Here is a 17874-nt window from a genome sequence, read left to right on the forward strand (position 1 = left end):
CAGTGAACTCCGACTGCACTGCGACAGTGTCGGCTGGGAATTTCTAAGCTGCCTATACGGCAGTGAACAGAATGATTAATCTCATCATATCCGATGACATTTTCTAAGCTGCCTATACGGCAGTGAACGCCACTATATGTTGTATATCCGTCAAATAAATTTTCTAAGCTGCCTATACGGCAGTGAACTGCGAAATTCACTGAGATGGCGGATCACGTCTTTTCTAAGCTGCCTATACGGCAGTGAACTTCCCGCTAGCTCGTCAGCAGGCGCATTTACATTTCTAAGCTGCCTATACGGCAGTGAACACAACGTAACATTCCCGTTATCGCTCAGCAATTTTCTAAGCTGCCTATACGGCAGTGAACTTGGCTACAGTGTGAAGCTGTGAGCCACAGTATTTCTAAGCTGCCTATACGGCAGTGAACTCAGCGGGTGACTGTCCGTTGGCCTAAAAGTGTTTCTAAGCTGCCTATACGGCAGTGAACTCTGCGCCGCAGCTTGCTGCAATCTAGAGTTTTTTCTAAGCTGCCTATACGGCAGTGAACATTCTTGACGAGGTAGTTAACAGAATTTTACCTTTCTAAGCTGCCTATACGGCAGTGAACCCAAAGCCGCCTTAAGAGACTTAATACGCAATTTTCTAAGCTGCCTATACGGCAGTGAACGAAGAAGTGACAAGATTAAGTTATCAACAAGTTTTCTAAGCTGCCTATACGGCAGTGAACGCCGACTATGCCGAATACATGCTGAAATCAGATTTCTAAGCTGCCTATACGGCAGTGAACGCATACGAAACAGCCGCTAATAAAAAGGCGCATTTCTAAGCTGCCTATACGGCAGTGAACATGGAACACTGGTGAGCCACCCGAATTTGATTTTTCTAAGCTGCCTATACGGCAGTGAACCGAACAATATTCGTCAGCAGTTGGCCGCGTTTTTTCTAAGCTGCCTATACGGCAGTGAACCCTTCTTGAACATCATCAACGCTTCCCAAGCTTTTCTAAGCTGCCTATACGGCAGTGAACTTGTCGGCACCACAGCTACTCAGGCAAAAGCATTTCTAAGCTGCCTATACGGCAGTGAACTTTGTTGATGAATTGCTGACTGATGAGGACATTTTCTAAGCTGCCTATACGGCAGTGAACCGCGTGCGGCTTTCGCCAGTACACGCTTCTCCTTTCTAAGCTGCCTATACGGCAGTGAACCTCGTACTCTTCCCTGTCACGCCATTGGTAGATTTCTAAGCTGCCTATACGGCAGTGAACTGCCGGCTCAGTTTGAGTTCGGGGGCATCGTCGTTTCTAAGCTGCCTATACGGCAGTGAACACGGTGCCAGAGTAGACGTTGCTGTGGCTTACTTTCTAAGCTGCCTATACGGCAGTGAACTACTATGGAACAATTACGAAGTTGATGAAGACTTTCTAAGCTGCCTATACGGCAGTGAACCGCTGACGTCAGAGACGCGATAGGCTCCGCGTTTTCTAAGCTGCCTATACGGCAGTGAACGGGTCTATGCGTGGTTCGTTCCGTGCTGACACTTTCTAAGCTGCCTATACGGCAGTGAACAATGCGTTTAGTGCGGGCCTCCATTTCTGCCTTTTCTAAGCTGCCTATACGGCAGTGAACCATCGACACGAGCCGGCGCATCATCTGGTCTTTTTCTAAGCTGCCTATACGGCAGTGAACGGCGGACAGCGAAGAAGCCCAGCGAAAGCAAATTTCTAAGCTGCCTATACGGCAGTGAACCTACGCTAGCTTACTATCAGCAGCAACTACAGTTTCTAAGCTGCCTATACGGCAGTGAACTGTCCATCAACTCACTTATCAGAGAATCGGGTTTTCTAAGCTGCCTATACGGCAGTGAACGTTACGCAGCAGGGTAACACCATCACGTCGCATTTCTAAGCTGCCTATACGGCAGTGAACATACTTCCTGTTTTGTTCCACTTTTACATTGTTTTCTAAGCTGCCTATACGGCAGTGAACACGACCGTAAAATCCCAATTGTTCCGGTTGTTTTTCTAAGCTGCCTATACGGCAGTGAACCCTTTATTCCGTTCATTGACCTCGCGTATTCATTTCTAAGCTGCCTATACGGCAGTGAACGATTTCAATCGCACGCTCAGCACTATCAATTCTTTCTAAGCTGCCTATACGGCAGTGAACAGTCTGAACAGCAAAATGACGGCAGCACAGGATTTCTAAGCTGCCTATACGGCAGTGAACGTGAATGAACCATCTGAGTAGATGTTAATTACTTTCTAAGCTGCCTATACGGCAGTGAACTATTGACACGCACTTGCATAAAATGACCTAGATTTCTAAGCTGCCTATACGGCAGTGAACGACCTAGCTGAATATCGATAGGTGATTTGTCATTTCTAAGCTGCCTATACGGCAGTGAACTTACAAACGGTTCTAAAGTCGTAACGAAAGTATTTCTAAGCTGCCTATACGGCAGTGAACACGACCCGCACCACATCATTGGTCACGGACAATTTCTAAGCTGCCTATACGGCAGTGAACTAATTCAGCTAACTCACTATCGTTATAATTACTTTCTAAGCTGCCTATACGGCAGTGAACCAATCTGGAGCGGGCCAGAGATTAACTGGTCTTTTCTAAGCTGCCTATACGGCAGTGAACATGGCATAGGCAGAAAAGTTGAGTTACATCTTTTTCTAAGCTGCCTATACGGCAGTGAACCGCCCTGTTCAGAATGAGCTTGGTCCCACCGTTTTCTAAGCTGCCTATACGGCAGTGAACGTGATATGTCATGCGGCGTAATATCGGAAATTTTTCTAAGCTGCCTATACGGCAGTGAACAGCAAATGCTCGGGGGTTTGAAAACGAACATCTTTCTAAGCTGCCTATACGGCAGTGAACGGGTAACCGGCTGCTGCTAAATCTGCCCACGGTTTCTAAGCTGCCTATACGGCAGTGAACCAGCGGTCCGTGTCCGCTTAGTTTTTCCTGCTTTTCTAAGCTGCCTATACGGCAGTGAACTTTAAGATGCTGCTTAAAGTCATTTGCCAGTCTTTCTAAGCTGCCTATACGGCAGTGAACTGTAGCCCGATCACTCTAACGGTTTGTTTTATTAGTAGCAATTGCCGTTTTCCCTGCAAAAACCCTTTTTTTCAGCTCATCTGTAACTCATTGATTGTTAAGCCTGTGAAATAGGCCAAATAAAAAGGGTCTGTGTTTGGGTCATATTTTTTGCAGCCACCATTTTTTCTGAATATTTGTGATAATCTGATTTTCGTTAGTTTTCTGAAAATTATATTTTTTCTTTATCAAATAGTTAGCCTGCGACTCATTCCGCTGGCGTCACAGCTATTATCGATTACGGCAGAAAATACATGATGGATAACGCCTTTAGCCCTTCGGACTTAAAAACCATTCTGCATTCCAAACGCGCCAATGTTTATTATCTCCAGCATTGCCGCATTCTCGTTAACGGTGGCCGTGTCGAATATGTCACGGAGGAAGGAAGCCAGTCTCTGTACTGGAATATCCCCATCGCCAATACCAGCGTTGTCATGCTGGGGACCGGCACCTCTGTCACGCAGGCGGCAATGCGGGAGTTCGCCAGAGCGGGCGTCATGATCGGTTTTTGTGGCGGCGGCGGTACTCCGCTGTTTGCAGCCAACGAGGCGGAAGTCGCGGTGTCCTGGCTATCGCCACAGAGCGAATATCGGCCAACCGAATATTTGCAGGACTGGGTGAGTTTTTGGTTCGATGATGAGAAAAGGCTGGCTGCCGCCATCGCTTTCCAACAGGTTCGAATAACACAAATTCGTCAGCACTGGCTGGGCTCGCGTCTGTCCCGCGAATCCCGCTTTACTTTTAAGGCCGACCATCTTCAGGCGCTTCTCGATCGCTATGAAAAAGGGCTAACCGACTGCCGCACCAGCAATGACGTGCTGGTGCAGGAAGCGATGATGACCAAAGCTCTGTACAAACTGGCCGCCAATGCCGTGAGCTATGGCGACTTTACCCGCGCCAAACGCGGCGGCGGCACCGATCTGGCTAACCGCTTTCTCGATCACGGCAATTATCTGGCTTACGGGCTGGCCGCCGTCGCGACATGGGTGCTGGGTCTGCCGCACGGGTTAGCCGTGTTGCACGGTAAAACTCGCCGTGGTGGGCTGGTATTCGACGTCGCCGATTTAATTAAGGACGCACTCGTGCTGCCGCAGGCGTTTATTGCCGCGATGGAAGGCGAAGATGAGCAAGAATTTCGTCAACGCTGCCTGACCGCATTCCAACAATCCGAGGCGCTGGATGTGATGATCGGCAGTTTACAAGATGTCGCTGGCAAGCTGAGTCAGGTGGCTCGATGAACATTCTGCTGATTTCAGAATGCAATAAGCGCGCGCTGGTCGAAACCCGCCGGATACTGGATCAGTTTGCTGAACGCAAGGGCGAACGCACGTGGCAAACCGCCATCACGCAGGAAGGGCTGAACACGCTACGCAAGCTGCTGCGCAAAACGGCACGTCGCAATACGGCCGTCGCCTGTCACTGGGTTCGCAGTGCGAATCATACGGAACTGCTGTGGATCGTCGGTAATTTACGGCGTTTTAATGCACAAGGGAGCGTGCCGACCAACACCACCAGCCGCGATATTCTGCGCGCGCAAGATGAAAACCCGTGGCACAGCGCCGAGGTGTTTAGCCTGCTGGCCGCTATTGCTGGGTTATTTCACGATGTCGGCAAGGCTAACGCGCTATTCCAGACGGGGTTGAGCGGTACAGGTCCACGCAGCCAACCGTATCGGCATGAATGGGTATCACTGCGGCTGTTTCAGGCCTTCGTGGGGGAGCAAGACGACAAAGGCTGGTTAACCGCGCTCAGCACGGTGACTCCAGAGGCAGAAACAACCCTGCTGGCGGCCTTACAGCGGGATAAGCAAACGCCCAGTGGCAGTCCATTTCGCACTTTGCCACCGCTGGCGCAGGTTATCGCCTGGCTGATTGTTTCACACCATCGGCTGCCTATGTTTAACAAATCGGCAGAGCTTGCGCCCAACAGCCGTGAACCCCAGCTAGACTATGCAGAAACATGGTTAACCGACCATCTCTCGGCACAATGGAATGCACTCAATCATTGCAAGCTCGATGTCACGCCAGCCAATCTGGCACAGGTGTGGCAGTTTCCGCATGGCACGCCGCTACGCAGCAGCGTCTGGCGTGAGAAGGCGCGCAAGTTTGCGGGTCGAGCACTAAAGCTCCCCTCATTCATGCATTTCGCTCAGTTAGATCAGCGGCTGACCGTGCATCTGGCGCGTCTCGCACTCATGCTGGCTGACCATCATTATTCAGCAGACGCGGCAACGGTTGGCTGGCAGGATATGGCTTATTCAGTCTGGGCTAACACCGATCGCAAAACGGGGGAATATAAACAGAGGCTGGATGAACACTGCGTCGGCGTCGGGCAAAATGCTCTGTTGCTGGGGCGCAGCCTGCCGAACCTGCGCGATACGCTGCCGGCGATTACCCGGCATAAAGGATTTCGTCAGCGCAGCACGCACCCGCGCTTTCGCTGGCAGGATCGCGCATTCGATCTCGCCTGTTCCATTCGGGAATCCAGCAAGCAACATGGTTTTTTCGGCGTCAACATGGCCTCGACAGGCCGGGGGAAAACCTTCGCTAACGCCCGAATTATGTATGGCTTGTCGGACGAAGCACTCGGCTGTCGCTTCTCTGTCGCGTTAGGGTTACGCACGCTGACGCTACAAACGGGTGATGCGCTACGGCAGCGCTTAAAGCTGGATGAAGACGACCTAGCAGTACTGATTGGTTCACAGGCCGTGCAAGACCTCCATGAAATGCAGTTGGAAAATGAGACGCGCCAACAAAACACAGTGCAGACGGGCAGTGAATCCGCCGACCCGTTGTTCTCTGAACATCAGTATGTTCGTTACGATGGCTCGCTGGACGATGGCAGGTTAAAGACGTGGCTGGAACGCAGCCCAACCCTGCATCAATTACTGAGTGCGCCGGTGCTGATCACCACCATCGATCACCTGATGCCCGCCACAGAAAGTCTGCGCGGCGGCCACCAGATTGCCCCGATGCTACGGCTATTGACCGCCGATCTGGTGCTGGATGAACCGGATGATTTTGGGCTGGAAGATCTTCCCGCGCTCTGCCGACTGGTGAACTGGGCAGGCATGCTGGGATCGCGTGTTCTACTTTCCTCGGCCACGCTGCCACCTGCGTTAATTCGCGCGTTGTTCGGTGCCTATCTTGATGGCCGTGCTGCCTGGCAACAGGCTTACGGCACACCGAATACGCCCTTGAACGTGTGCTGCGGCTGGTTTGATGAATTTGACTGTCAGCATGAGCAGTACGGCGATGTGAAAGGCTTCATAACCAGGCACGATTCATTCGTTCAGCAACGGCTGAAGCATCTTACCAAAGAGGAACTCCCGCTCCGGCTGGCCTCCATTGTGCCCGTCAGTAGCCCCAGTAAAAATAAAGATGATGTTCATCTGGCCGTCGCGCAGGCGATCCACCCACTGCTACGCGATTTACATTCACAGCATCACCAACAGCATAAGAGCGGAAAAACCGTCTCGCTGGGGCTGGTCAGAATGGCAAACATCGACCCGTTGGTTGCCGTCGCCCGTCAGTTGCTTGCCATCCCTTCGCCACAGGACACCTGTATTCATTACTGCATTTATCACAGCCAACATCCGCTGGCGATGCGTTCCTATATTGAGCAACGACTCGATGCCGCGCTGATGCGTAACGACGCCGATGCACTGTGGCAGGTCGATGAAATTCGTCAGGCGATAGAAAACGCGCCGCAGCAGCATCATATCTTTGTGGTGTTAGCGACCTCGGTCGCCGAAGTGGGCCGTGACCACGACTACGACTGGGCGATTGTTGAACCTAGCTCAATGCGTTCATTCATCCAACTCGCCGGACGAATATTGCGCCATCGGCAGGATGAACAACATGTGCCTAAAACGCCGAATATCTGCCTACTTAGCCACAATATTCGCGCGCTGAGAGGGGAAGATATCGCGTACTGTAAACCCGGCTTTGAGTCAAAAGACGAACGGCTGGATACGCACGACCTTCGTCAGCTATTGCAGGAGGAGGACTACCGTCATCTCAACGCCGCCCCGCGCATTGTGCAACCCCCGGCCCTCACCAAGCCGTTTTCACTGATGGCGTTAGAACATGCTGTTTTAGGAAAAACGCTGCTTGGCCTAAAAAATCAACAGCTTGATGGGCTGAAACGCCCTCCCGCCGCGTTTTGGTGGCGTGCGCATCCGCACTGGAACGGTGAATTACAGCGGCGCACGCCGTTTCGTCAATCGGCAAAAGATGAACCGTACACCCTGTGGATCGCCGACGACGATGAAGATGCCGTTTTCATGATACCGGACGACGGCCCCAGCGGCTGGAAGCAAAGCGATGTGATCCGCCCCACGTCACTACACATGGCAGAAGGCGTTTGTGCGTGGGTCGATCCCGACTACCACGCCTTATACCAGCGACTGGCGGACGAAAAGCAGTGGGAACTCGAACGGGTTAGCGCTCGCTTCGGCGAAATCCGCCTGCGGGAAAAAGAAGAAAAAGACTGGCTCTGGCACCCGCTGTTAGGAGTGTTTGGACAGTGACAAAAATAGCAATAGGAGGAGGAATGGAAGAAAGCAGACTGACACAGTTCATCGTGTCCTACATCAACAATCGAAAGCAGGCCAAGCTGGATGCGTTCGATAAAGAAGCGGAGAAGAAACGTGCGGCGCTCAGCGGTGAAGCCTTAGCTGCAGAGGAATTGGATCTGGCCGAGAAGCGGCGAGAGATCGAGCAAAAACATGAGGTTCGCGTGTGGTTAAGCGATGCCTCCAGCCGCGCCGGACAAATCAGTCTGGTCACCCATGCGCTGAAATTTACCCACAGCGACGCCAAAGGCACCAGCGTCTTTAGCACCGGAACGGTAGCAGAGGCCAAAACGCTTTCGACCGCAACACTGACACAGCCCGCTATCGATGCAGTCGGCAACGCCGCCGCCCTTGATGTCGCCAAATTGCTCCAGACCGAGCACGACGGGGATTCGCTGGTCGCGGCCCTACAGCGTGGCGATCACCGTGCATTAGAAGCGCTGGCAGAAAGCCCGGAACAGCTCGCACAGTGGCTGGCAGGGTTTCAGCAGGTCTTCACCGATCGCCAGCCCAGCTCACATAAGCTAGCCAAACAGATCTATTTCCCCATAGCAAACGGTGAATACCATCTGCTCAGCCCGCTGTACTCCTCTTCACTCGCGCAAGCGCTCCACCAGCGGATTAATGCCGTGCGCTTTGGTGATGAAGCCAAAGCGATTCGTCAGGCGCAAAAAGCAAATCAGTGGCACGACCAGCTCTCCATCAGCTACCCCAATCTGGCGGTGCAGAATATGGGGGGCACCAAGCCGCAAAATATTTCCTCACTCAATAGCAGCCGCAGCGGCCGTTCCTATTTGCTCAGCAGCGCACCGCCACAGTGGAACAGCATTGAAAAACCACCACAGCAGCATGACTCTATTTTCCGCCCACGCGGCGAGGTGGACTATCACACCCGAGCGACCTTAGCGCAGATGCAGCGCTTTCTGCTTAGCGTCAAAGAGGTGGAAAACAATCGCGACATTCGTCAACAGCGCCTGCGTTATCTCGACCAGTTGATCGATCAGCTCTTCTTTTATGTCTCCAGCGTGCAAAACCTGCCCTCCGGCTGGAGCGCAGAGTCTGAACTGAAACGCGCCCAGCAGTTGTGGCTCGATCCCTATCGTGCAGAAACGGATACGGTTTTCCGCCGCGAGCGTGAAGCAGGAGAGTGGCAAAAGGCCGTGGCCTACGATTTTGGCCGCTGGCTGAACCGTCGGCTCAAGCATGAAGAGTTGATCTTCGGCGAAGTCGAACGCCGCGAATGGTCTACCGCCGCGCTGTTCAAACGCCGGATGCGTGAAATGGAAAGCACACTGAAAGAGGATCTGGCATGAGCACATTACTTATCCTGCGGCGTATCAAAGTCGAAAATGCCAACGCCATTGCCGGGTTGACCTATGGCTTCCCCGCTATTACGCACTTTCTCGGCTTTACCCATGCGCTATCACGCAAGTTACAGGCCAGCCACGGACTAACGCTGGAAGGCTGCGGCGTGGTGAGCCATCAGCATCAGCTACACGCCTACGGTTCTAGCTGGGAACGGAGTTTCGCCCTGACCCGCAATCCATTGACCAAAGAAGCGAAAACCGCCGCTTTCAATGAAGAAGGCCGTATGCACATGACCGTCTCGCTGTTAATCCGCTGTGAGGGCCAGATCCCTGCGGATACCACGGCATTGTGTGATTTCCTCACCCAGCAGGCACAGTGCCAGCGACTGGCGGGCGGCACCATTGTTGATATCGAGCGCGTCACCATCCAGTCATTACCCAGCGACGAAGCAGAAACCCGTAAAGTTATGCGCCGTTTGTTACCTGGCTTTGTACTAAAAGATCGCACATCACTGCTGCATGACCATTTCCAGACGCTACAGCAGGACAATCCGCAAGCGGAACTGATTGATGCCTGGCTGGACTTCGCTGCGCTAAAAATGCGGGCAGAGCGCGATCCCAACGGGAGCAATGTACAGTGGCAGTACCAGCCCAAACCCGGTGGTGGCGGCTTTCTGATCCCGTTAATGATCGGCTACCGCGCCATTTCGCCGCTTTATGCCCCCGGCGAGGTCGATAAAACCCGCGATCCGCACACGCCATTCTGTTTTGCCGAAGCCGCCTACGGCATCGGGGAATGGCAAGGCGCGCATCGCATCAGTGATATCCGCCAGATACTCTGGGAGTACGACTATCAGAACGGCGATTATCACTGCCGCCAATTAGCAGACACCCATTCAGCAGCAGAAGACACTTCCTACGAATTCGATGACTAAAAAGGACGATATCATGGCAAAAGCACCAACAAGTTTAAAAACTGCGTCAGTACTGGCTTTTGAACGCAAGCTGGCGAATTCGGACGCGGTAATGTACGCAGGCAACTGGGCGCAGCAGGATAACTGGACGCCTATTGCCATTCAGGAGAAATCGGTGCGCGGGACGATCTCCAACCGCCTGAAAAATGCCCTCACCAGCGACCCCGCCAAGCTGGATGCAGAAATCCAAAAAGCCAACCTGCAAACCGTAGACGTTGCCGCCCTTCCCTTCGGAGCCGATACCCTGAAAGTCGTGTTTACCCTGCGGGTGCTCGGTAATCTGGCACAGCCCTCGGTCTGTAACGATCAGGATTATCAAACCGCGTTGGGTAACATCATCACCGGATACGCTCAGGATCAGGGTTTTGGCACACTGGCGGCACGCTATGCGGAAAATATCGCGAACGGTCGTTTTCTGTGGCGCAACCGCGTCGGCGCGGAAGCCATTCGCGTGGTCGTTACCACAGGCGAACTGCGTTGGGAATTTAACGGCGAAGACTATTCGCTGCGTGAGTTCAGCCAACCAACCGGTGACCTTGCAGCACTGGCACAGGCGATTGAGCAAGGGTTGGCTGGCGACTCATCGGTGCTTTTTACCGTGGAAGCCTATGTGCAGTTAGGCAACGGGCAGGAAGTCTTCCCGTCTCAGGAACTCGTGCTCGATGAAAAAGCGCGTAACGGCAAGAGCAAGATTCTCTATCAGGTGAATGACGTCGCGGCTATCCACTCGCAGAAAATCGGTAACGCGCTACGCACCGTTGATGACTGGTATCCCGCCGCAGATGAAGCGGGCCCGATTGCCGTCGAACCCTACGGTTCCGTCACCAGCCGGGGTAAAGCCTACCGCCAGCCCAAAGAAAAAATGGATTTTTACACGCTGTTGGATAACTGGGTGATTAAAGGCGATGCTCCCGCGCCGGAACAGCAGCACTACGTGATCGCTACGCTGATTCGCGGCGGTGTGTTTGGTGAAAAAGGCGAATAAGGTGGCGGTATGGATCACTACATTGATATTCGCGTCCAGCCCGACCCTGAGTTCACGGCTTCGCAGCTCTTGAACGCGCTGTTTGCCAAACTGCACCGAGCACTCGGACAGGTGGCGGATGGCAAGATCGGGATCAGCTTTCCCCAAGTGGGTAAAACGCTGGGGGAATGTTTGCGGCTGCACGGTACAAAAGAGGCGCTCTCTACGCTGGATCAAACGGCCTGGCTGAAAGGATTGCGGGATTACACATTGATTTCTGAGTGTAAAGCCGTACCCAACGGCGTGAAATTTCGCACCGTGCGCCGCGTTCAGCTCAAGAGCAGCGCAGAACGGCTACGTCGACGCTCGGTGAACAAAGGCTGGCTAACGGAAGCGGAAGCCGCAGCACGAATTCCCGATGCGGTGGAAAAACGCAGCACACTGCCGTTTGTGCAAATCAAGAGCCTGTCCAACGGGCAAATGTTCTTCGTATTTATAGAACATGGTCCGCTACAGGACGTTCCCGTCGCAGGACGCTTTTCCTCCTACGGCTTAAGCGCAGAAGCCACCGTTCCCTGGTTCTGACCCTTTTTTGGCGACCATCTGCAACCCATTGATTTTTAAATGCAGTTGGTCGCCCTAATAAAAAAGGGTTTTTCGCGATAAAATGAATATTCTCTTTAACAATCTGGTGGTTAGCGTAAAAACCTAATAGTTCACTGCCGCATAGGCAGCTTAGAAAGTATGCTGCATTTTTATACTGCGACAGTAATAGTTCACTGCCGCATAGGCAGCTTAGAAAAGGAAGCTCTGTGGGCAAGTCCATCAAAGGCTGTTCACTGCCGCATAGGCAGCTTAGAAAGTTGCAGGACGAGTTCATTGATACCGCAAAGAGTTCACTGCCGCATAGGCAGCTTAGAAAGATAATGTCACCCTCAAACATTTTAAACGTGCGTTCACTGCCGCATAGGCAGCTTAGAAACACGTCGAAGCCATCACATATGTCGATTATTTGTTCACTGCCGCATAGGCAGCTTAGAAAATGAGCAACCCATTCTTGCCTGATGATTACGTGTTCACTGCCGCATAGGCAGCTTAGAAAAGCGCCTACCCTCGAGTCGTCATAACCAAAATGTTCACTGCCGCATGGGCAGCTTAGAAATAAATAGGTCCCTGAGCAATATGTACGCTGATGTTCACTGCCGCATAGGCAGCTTAGAAACAAAGCCGCCAGCGACCTTAACGCCTACATGCGTTCACTGCCGCATAGGCAGCTTAGAAAGACGCGGAATTGATAGCCGTGCTCCCGTTCGCGTTCACTGCCGCATAGGCAGCTTAGAAAAGACAGGGCGGAAGCAAAACCAGGCGGCGCAAGTTCACTGCCGCATAGGCAGCTTAGAAAGATGGAGAAGAGAATATTTTCCATGTTGCAATGTTCACTGCCGCATAGGCAGCTTAGAAAAGCTTGACGCGTAACGTAGCAACGTCGCCAGTGTTCACTGCCGCATAGGCAGCTTAGAAACTGGCGCAATGCCGTTCGCCATTAACGCCGATGTTCACTGCCGCATAGGCAGCTTAGAAAGCAACGGCGTGCATCGTGGAATTAGGCAGGAGGTTCACTGCCGCATAGGCAGCTTAGAAAGCAGCGAAGACGATCAGTGGAAGGATTACGACGTTCACTGCCGCATAGGCAGCTTAGAAAGATCTCGAAACAGAGCTGGCGCAGTTCATGATGTTCACTGCCGCACAGGCAGCTCAGTGCTTATCGAGATGCGTCGCTAGCGCGACGCATTCTTGAGGACTATTCCCCGTTGAGGGTGACAACCAGCGAGCGGCTGCCGCCGTGGTTGCGGTGCTCGCACAGGTAGATACCCTGCCAGGTGCCGATGTTCAGGCGTCCGTTGGTGATGGGTATCGTTAGACTGTTGCCCAGCAGGCTACCTTTTAGGTGCGCGGGCATGTCGTCGCTACCTTCATATGTATGGCGGTAATACGGCTCATCCTCCGGCACCAAGCGATTAAAAAAGCTCTCGAAATCCTGCCGCACCGTGGGGTCGGCATTCTCGTTAATCGTTAGCGCCGCCGAGGTGTGCTTGATGAACACCTGCATCAGCCCGACGTTTATCTGCCGCAGTGCAGTAACCTGCGCCAGTATTTCGTCAGTCACCAGATGAAAGCCTCTGGCTTTCGGCTTCAGGCGGATTTCATATTGCATCCACATCGTCGTATCCTGCTATCAGGCTTCGCGTGCCAGAATCGGCCGCAGGAAGCGTGCAGTGTGAGACTGTTCGCACTCTGCCACCGTTTCCGGCGTGCCGGAGACCAGAATTTCTCCGCCGCCGCTGCCGCCTTCCGGCCCTAAGTCGACAATCCAGTCAGCCGTTTTAATGACATCCAGATTGTGCTCAATCACCACGATGGTATTGCCCTGATCGCGCAGCTGATGCAGAACGGTAAGAAGCTGCTGAATATCGGCAAAGTGCAGGCCGGTCGTGGGTTCATCAAGAATATACAGCGTCTGTCCGGTTCCGCGTTTTGACAGCTCACGCGACAGTTTTACACGCTGCGCTTCCCCGCCGGACAGCGTAGTGGCCGACTGCCCAAGGCGAATGTAAGACAGACCGACGTCGATCAGCGTTTGCAGCTTCCGCGCCAGCGCCGGAATAGCATCAAAGAACTCTCGAGCCTCTTCGATGGTCATATCCAGCACTTCATGGATGCCTTTGCCTTTGTATTGAATTTCCAGCGTTTCGCGGTTATAGCGCTTGCCTTTGCACTGGTCGCACGGCACATAAACATCCGGCAGGAAGTGCATTTCGACCTTAATCACACCGTCGCCCTGACAGGCTTCACAGCGTCCACCGCGCACGTTAAAGCTGAAACGGCCAGGGTTGTAACCACGGGTACGCGCTTCCGGTACGCCAGCAAACAGTTCACGAATCGGTGTGAAAATGCCGGTATAGGTTGCTGGGTTGGAGCGCGGCGTACGGCCAATCGGGCTTTGATCGATATCGATCACCTTATCGAAATGCTCCAGCCCTTGAATTTCACGGTGAGCGGCAGGTTCCGCCAGCGTCGCGCCGTTCAACTGACGCTGCGCCAGCGGGAATAACGTATCGTTGATGAGGGTGGATTTACCCGATCCCGACACGCCGGTGATGCAGGTAAACAGTCCAACCGGCAGCGTCAGCGTGACGTCTTTCAGGTTATTGCCTTTCGCGCCAATCAGCTTCAGCACTTTAGTGGGATCCGCAGGCACGCGCTGTTTTGGGATTTCGATCTTGCGTTTACCGCTGAGGAACTGCCCCGTCAGCGAATCCGGTACCGCCATGATCTCTTCCATCGTGCCTTCTGCGACAATCTGGCCGCCGTGCACGCCCGCACCGGGGCCGATATCAATCACATGGTCGGCAGCGCGAATCGCATCTTCATCATGTTCCACCACAATGACGGTATTACCCAGATTACGCAGGTGAATCAGGGTTTCCAGCAGGCGCTCGTTGTCACGCTGATGCAGGCCGATAGAGGGTTCATCCAGCACGTACATGACGCCAACCAGCCCGGCACCAATCTGGCTCGCCAGACGAATACGCTGCGCCTCGCCGCCGGACAGCGTTTCTGCCGAACGAGAGAGCGATAAATAGTTCAGCCCGACGTTAACCAGAAACTTCAGCCGATCGCCAATCTCTTTCAGCACCTTCTCGGCGATTTGGGCGCGTTGCCCACTGAGCTTCATATTTTGGAAAAACGTCATCGCATGGCCGATGCTCATATCGGAAATCTGCGGCAGCGTCGTCTGTTCAACGAACACGTTACGTGCTTCTTCACGCAGGCGCGTTCCGCCGCAGCTGGCGCAAGAGCGGTTGCTGATGAATTTCGCCAGCTCTTCGCGCACCGCTGTGGATTCCGTCTCTTTATAGCGGCGCTCCATGTTGTGCAGCACGCCTTCAAACGGATGACGACGCACCGAGGTGTCGCCGCGATCGTTGATATATTTGAATTCGACGTTCTCTTTACCGGAGCCGTACAGAATCACTTTCTGCACCGCGGCACTCAGGCTTTCAAACGGGGCATCGACGTCAAATTTGTAATGCTCCGCCAGTGAGCGCAGCATCTGGAAATAGTAGAAGTTACGGCGATCCCAGCCGCGAATCGCGCCCCCCGCCAGCGACAGCTCGGCATTTTGCACCACGCGGGACGGATCGAAGAATTGCTGCACACCCAGACCATCACAGCTTGGGCACGCGCCCGCCGGATTGTTGAACGAGAACATACGCGGTTCCAGTTCGTGCATGCTGTAGCCACACACCGGACAGGCAAAGTTCGCCGAGAACAGCAGTTCAGGCTGCGTCGGATCGTCCATATCCGCGACCACCACGCTACCGCCGGACAGATCCAGCGCGGTTTCAAACGACTCTGCCAGCCGCTGCGCCAAATCTTCGCGCACTTTAAACCGGTCAACGACAACTTCGATGGTGTGCTTTTTCTGTAATTCTAGCTTCGGCGGATCGGACAGATCGCACACTTCGCCGTCGATACGGGCGCGGATATAGCCCTGCGAGGCCAGGTTTTCCAGCGTCTTGCTGTGTTCGCCTTTGCGATCTTTCACAATCGGTGCCAGCAGCATCAGGCGCTTGCCTTCCGGCTGCGCCAGCACGTTGTCCACCATCTGGCTGACCGTCTGCGCATCCAGAGGCACATCGTGATCGGGGCAGCGCGGTTCACCCACGCGAGCAAACAGCAAGCGCAGGTAGTCATGAATTTCGGTAATCGTCCCGACCGTGGAACGCGGGTTATGCGAGGTGGATTTCTGTTCGATAGAGATGGCGGGCGACAGCCCTTCTATATGATCGACGTCCGGTTTTTCCATCAGCGACAAAAACTGACGGGCATAGGCGGAGAGGGATTCCACATAGCGCCGCTGCCCTTCGGCATACAGCGTGTCAAACGCCAGCGATGACTTACCCGAGCCCGACAAACCGGTGATTACGATCAGCTTGTCACGAGGGATTATCAGGTTGATATTCTTGAGATTATGGGTACGAGCACCACGAACTTCGATCTTATCCATTCACACACTTCCCGGAATAAAAACGGTTTGTCATCGCCTCTCGAAGAGAGAGAACCGGTACGAAACGAGCAATTATGGCACAAACAAGGCTGAATGAATATCCAGTATTAAACCCGTTTACCTTGCAAACGCTGCAAATTTTACTTTCATTTCTGAAGCCATTTCGCAGGTATGACAGAGAGTTTTCCACATGGTAAGATTGATCGTTTAGACTTAGAAAATAAATCTACCGATTCATCAGGAGACGAGCATGGCCAGCAGAGGCGTTAATAAAGTGATTCTTGTCGGGAATCTGGGTCAAGACCCAGAAGTCCGCTATATGCCGAATGGTGGTGCAGTTGCCAACATCACGCTGGCTACGTCGGAAAGCTGGCGTGACAAGCAAACCGGTGAGCAGAAAGAGAAGACCGAATGGCACCGTGTCGTGCTGTTCGGCAAACTGGCAGAAGTCGCGGGCGAATACCTGCGCAAAGGCTCTCAGGTTTACATCGAAGGCGCACTGCAAACCCGTAAATGGGCCGATCAGGCTGGCGTAGAGCGCTACACCACCGAAGTCGTCGTTAACGTCGGCGGCACCATGCAGATGCTGGGTGGACGCCAGGGCGGCGGCGCACCAGCAGGCGGTGGCAATGCAGGTGGCAGTCAGCAACAAGGCGGTTGGGGTCAACCTCAGCAGCCGCAGGGCGGCAACCAGTTCAGCGGCGGCGCGCAGTCTCAACAGCGTCCGGCCCAGAACTCATCTTCCTCACAAAATAATGCCCCAGCACAAAGCAACGAACCGCCAATGGATTTCGACGACGACATTCCGTTCTAATTTGCGTTAGTTAGAATAATTACTGATATATTTATTTAATGGCCTGAATATTCAGGCCATTTTGCATGGAAAGCTCGTAGCACCATGAACAAAAATATTGACCATGTGCCAACACTGACACTACCGCTAATTCTGATTGAAAATAGCAATGGATATTCTTCGCAAACCCGAGAGAGGAAAAAATTGATATTTCTGGTTTCCCTGAAGAAATTGGTGCCTACGTTATCCGATATCAACAGCATCCGATCCCTCGATTAATAGGAACCAGCCCTACATTAAAGATAGGTTGCACTACCGATAGTTTCAGAAAACGTTTCAAGAACTACAATCATCAATCAGATATGACCACTCCTGATGTTGATTTATATGAAAAACTTAGTCTAAGAACACAAAAAACGAATATCAGGATTATGTATTTTCTTTCCCACCATAAACATCAAGATGAGATTGTTATCGACTTTTATTTCTCCACACTTGATGAACCGAAATCATTAGAGTACAAACTTATCAAAAACTATATGGAATCACATGGTGAATTACCACCACTTAATTTTGGCATGAAATAATGTAATAACACCCATTACATTTTCTTTATTTAAAATTTATTCCGCCCGCTGCACAGGCTACCTGTACGACAATCCGCCGTATGGATAAACACCACATAGCCGTCCTCCATTCTGCGAAATAACCTGCCGCCATAAAGCCGTTTGCATTCATTTTCACTTGGCGCACCGGAGACCAAACGTGGGATATGACCATAACAGCCCGCTAACACTACGGCAAAACCCACGGCCTGTTCAGGCTAAGACCGTGGGAATTTAAACGAATTGGTCTGGTTCCATCTCAATAAGTGGAGGGGCATATCCATCTATTTGATTGCTATTTTATTCCGGTACATATCAGCCTGATTGCCAGCACTTATCCACGATAATATGAGAGTAAGATGATGAATAGAGACCAAGAAATTATTGTTAATTCCGTTGAGCCAGAAGATCACGCGCAGTGGCTGCCCTATTGGAAGCGTTATCAGGAATTCGGTAATGCCTCCAATTAGTAGAAC

9 protein-coding genes and 2 CRISPR repeat arrays are annotated in these 17874 nt (G+C 52.6%); of the genes, 7 read left to right on the forward strand and 2 right to left on the reverse strand.

Annotated elements, in window-relative coordinates; all coding sequences use genetic code 11:
• The first annotated feature begins 40 nt into the window (after positions 1–40).
• Positions 41–3069: a CRISPR direct-repeat array (repeat unit 28 nt; unit sequence TTTCTAAGCTGCCTATACGGCAGTGAAC).
• A 296-nt stretch (positions 3070–3365) separates the two neighbouring features.
• The 6 genes from cas1f to cas6f are packed head-to-tail and all read left to right on the forward strand — an operon-like array spanning position 3366 to position 11514.
• Positions 3366–4346, forward strand: coding sequence for a type I-F CRISPR-associated endonuclease Cas1f (cas1f, locus tag H0248_RS13980; protein ID WP_180786388.1), 981 nt, complete (start codon positions 3366–3368; stop codon positions 4344–4346).
• A complete protein-coding gene (cas3f, locus tag H0248_RS13985) occupies positions 4343–7639 on the forward strand; it encodes a type I-F CRISPR-associated helicase Cas3f (protein ID WP_180786375.1) in 3297 nt (1098 codons plus the stop codon). Before cas1f ends, cas3f begins: the two co-directional genes overlap by 4 nt.
• 23 nt (positions 7640–7662) lie before the next feature.
• A complete protein-coding gene (gene csy1 / locus H0248_RS13990; protein ID WP_180786376.1) occupies positions 7663–8997 on the forward strand; it encodes a type I-F CRISPR-associated protein Csy1 in 1335 nt (444 codons plus the stop codon).
• Complete coding sequence (gene csy2, locus H0248_RS13995) at positions 8994–9926, forward strand: type I-F CRISPR-associated protein Csy2 (RefSeq protein WP_180786377.1); 933 nt, start codon at positions 8994–8996, stop codon at positions 9924–9926. Before csy1 ends, csy2 begins: the two co-directional genes overlap by 4 nt.
• A 13-nt stretch (positions 9927–9939) precedes the next feature.
• Complete coding sequence (gene csy3, locus H0248_RS14000; RefSeq protein WP_180786378.1) at positions 9940–10950, forward strand: type I-F CRISPR-associated protein Csy3; 1011 nt, start codon at positions 9940–9942, stop codon at positions 10948–10950.
• A 9-nt stretch (positions 10951–10959) separates the two neighbouring features.
• Positions 10960–11514 carry a type I-F CRISPR-associated endoribonuclease Cas6/Csy4 gene (cas6f, locus tag H0248_RS14005; RefSeq protein WP_180786379.1) on the forward strand — a complete coding sequence of 185 codons (555 nt, stop codon included), beginning with the start codon at positions 10960–10962 and terminating at the stop codon, positions 11512–11514.
• Between the two features lie 129 nt (positions 11515–11643).
• Positions 11644–12691: a CRISPR direct-repeat array (repeat unit 28 nt; unit sequence GTTCACTGCCGCATAGGCAGCTTAGAAA).
• Between the two features lie 39 nt (positions 12692–12730).
• Here cas6f and H0248_RS14010 read toward each other — a convergent pair.
• Positions 12731–13150 carry a secondary thiamine-phosphate synthase enzyme YjbQ gene (locus H0248_RS14010; RefSeq protein WP_039521522.1) on the reverse strand — a complete coding sequence of 140 codons (420 nt, stop codon included), beginning with the start codon at positions 13148–13150 and terminating at the stop codon, positions 12731–12733.
• Between the two features lie 15 nt (positions 13151–13165).
• Positions 13166–16000, reverse strand: coding sequence for an excinuclease ABC subunit UvrA (gene uvrA, locus H0248_RS14015; RefSeq protein WP_180786380.1), 2835 nt, complete (start codon positions 15998–16000; stop codon positions 13166–13168).
• Positions 16001–16250: 250 nt separating this feature from the next.
• On the opposite strand from uvrA, the gene ssb1 reads away from it, so the two are divergent.
• On the forward strand, positions 16251–16814 hold the full coding sequence (gene ssb1 / locus H0248_RS14020) for a single-stranded DNA-binding protein SSB1 (protein WP_180786381.1): 564 nt from the start codon (positions 16251–16253) through the stop codon (positions 16812–16814).
• The last annotated feature ends 1060 nt before the right edge of the window (positions 16815–17874 follow it).

Origin of the sequence: Pectobacterium brasiliense (assembly GCF_013449685.1) — a bacterium.
Taxonomy (GTDB): domain Bacteria; phylum Pseudomonadota; class Gammaproteobacteria; order Enterobacterales; family Enterobacteriaceae; genus Pectobacterium; species Pectobacterium brasiliense_A.

Excerpts from the sequence above, each read along its gene's own strand:
- uvrA (WP_180786380.1), bottom strand. The coding sequence starts at position 16,000 with ATGGATAAGATCGAAGTTCGTGGTGCTCGTACCCATAATCTCAAGAAT.
- cas1f (WP_180786388.1), top strand. The coding sequence starts at position 3,366 with ATGGATAACGCCTTTAGCCCTTCGGACTTAAAAACCATTCTGCATTCC.
- ssb1 (WP_180786381.1), top strand. The coding sequence starts at position 16,251 with ATGGCCAGCAGAGGCGTTAATAAAGTGATTCTTGTCGGGAATCTGGGT.
- cas6f (WP_180786379.1), top strand. The coding sequence starts at position 10,960 with ATGGATCACTACATTGATATTCGCGTCCAGCCCGACCCTGAGTTCACG.
- H0248_RS14010 (WP_039521522.1), bottom strand. The coding sequence starts at position 13,150 with ATGTGGATGCAATATGAAATCCGCCTGAAGCCGAAAGCCAGAGGCTTT.
- csy2 (WP_180786377.1), top strand. The coding sequence starts at position 8,994 with ATGAGCACATTACTTATCCTGCGGCGTATCAAAGTCGAAAATGCCAAC.
- csy3 (WP_180786378.1), top strand. The coding sequence starts at position 9,940 with ATGGCAAAAGCACCAACAAGTTTAAAAACTGCGTCAGTACTGGCTTTT.
- cas3f (WP_180786375.1), top strand. The coding sequence starts at position 4,343 with ATGAACATTCTGCTGATTTCAGAATGCAATAAGCGCGCGCTGGTCGAA.
- csy1 (WP_180786376.1), top strand. The coding sequence starts at position 7,663 with ATGGAAGAAAGCAGACTGACACAGTTCATCGTGTCCTACATCAACAAT.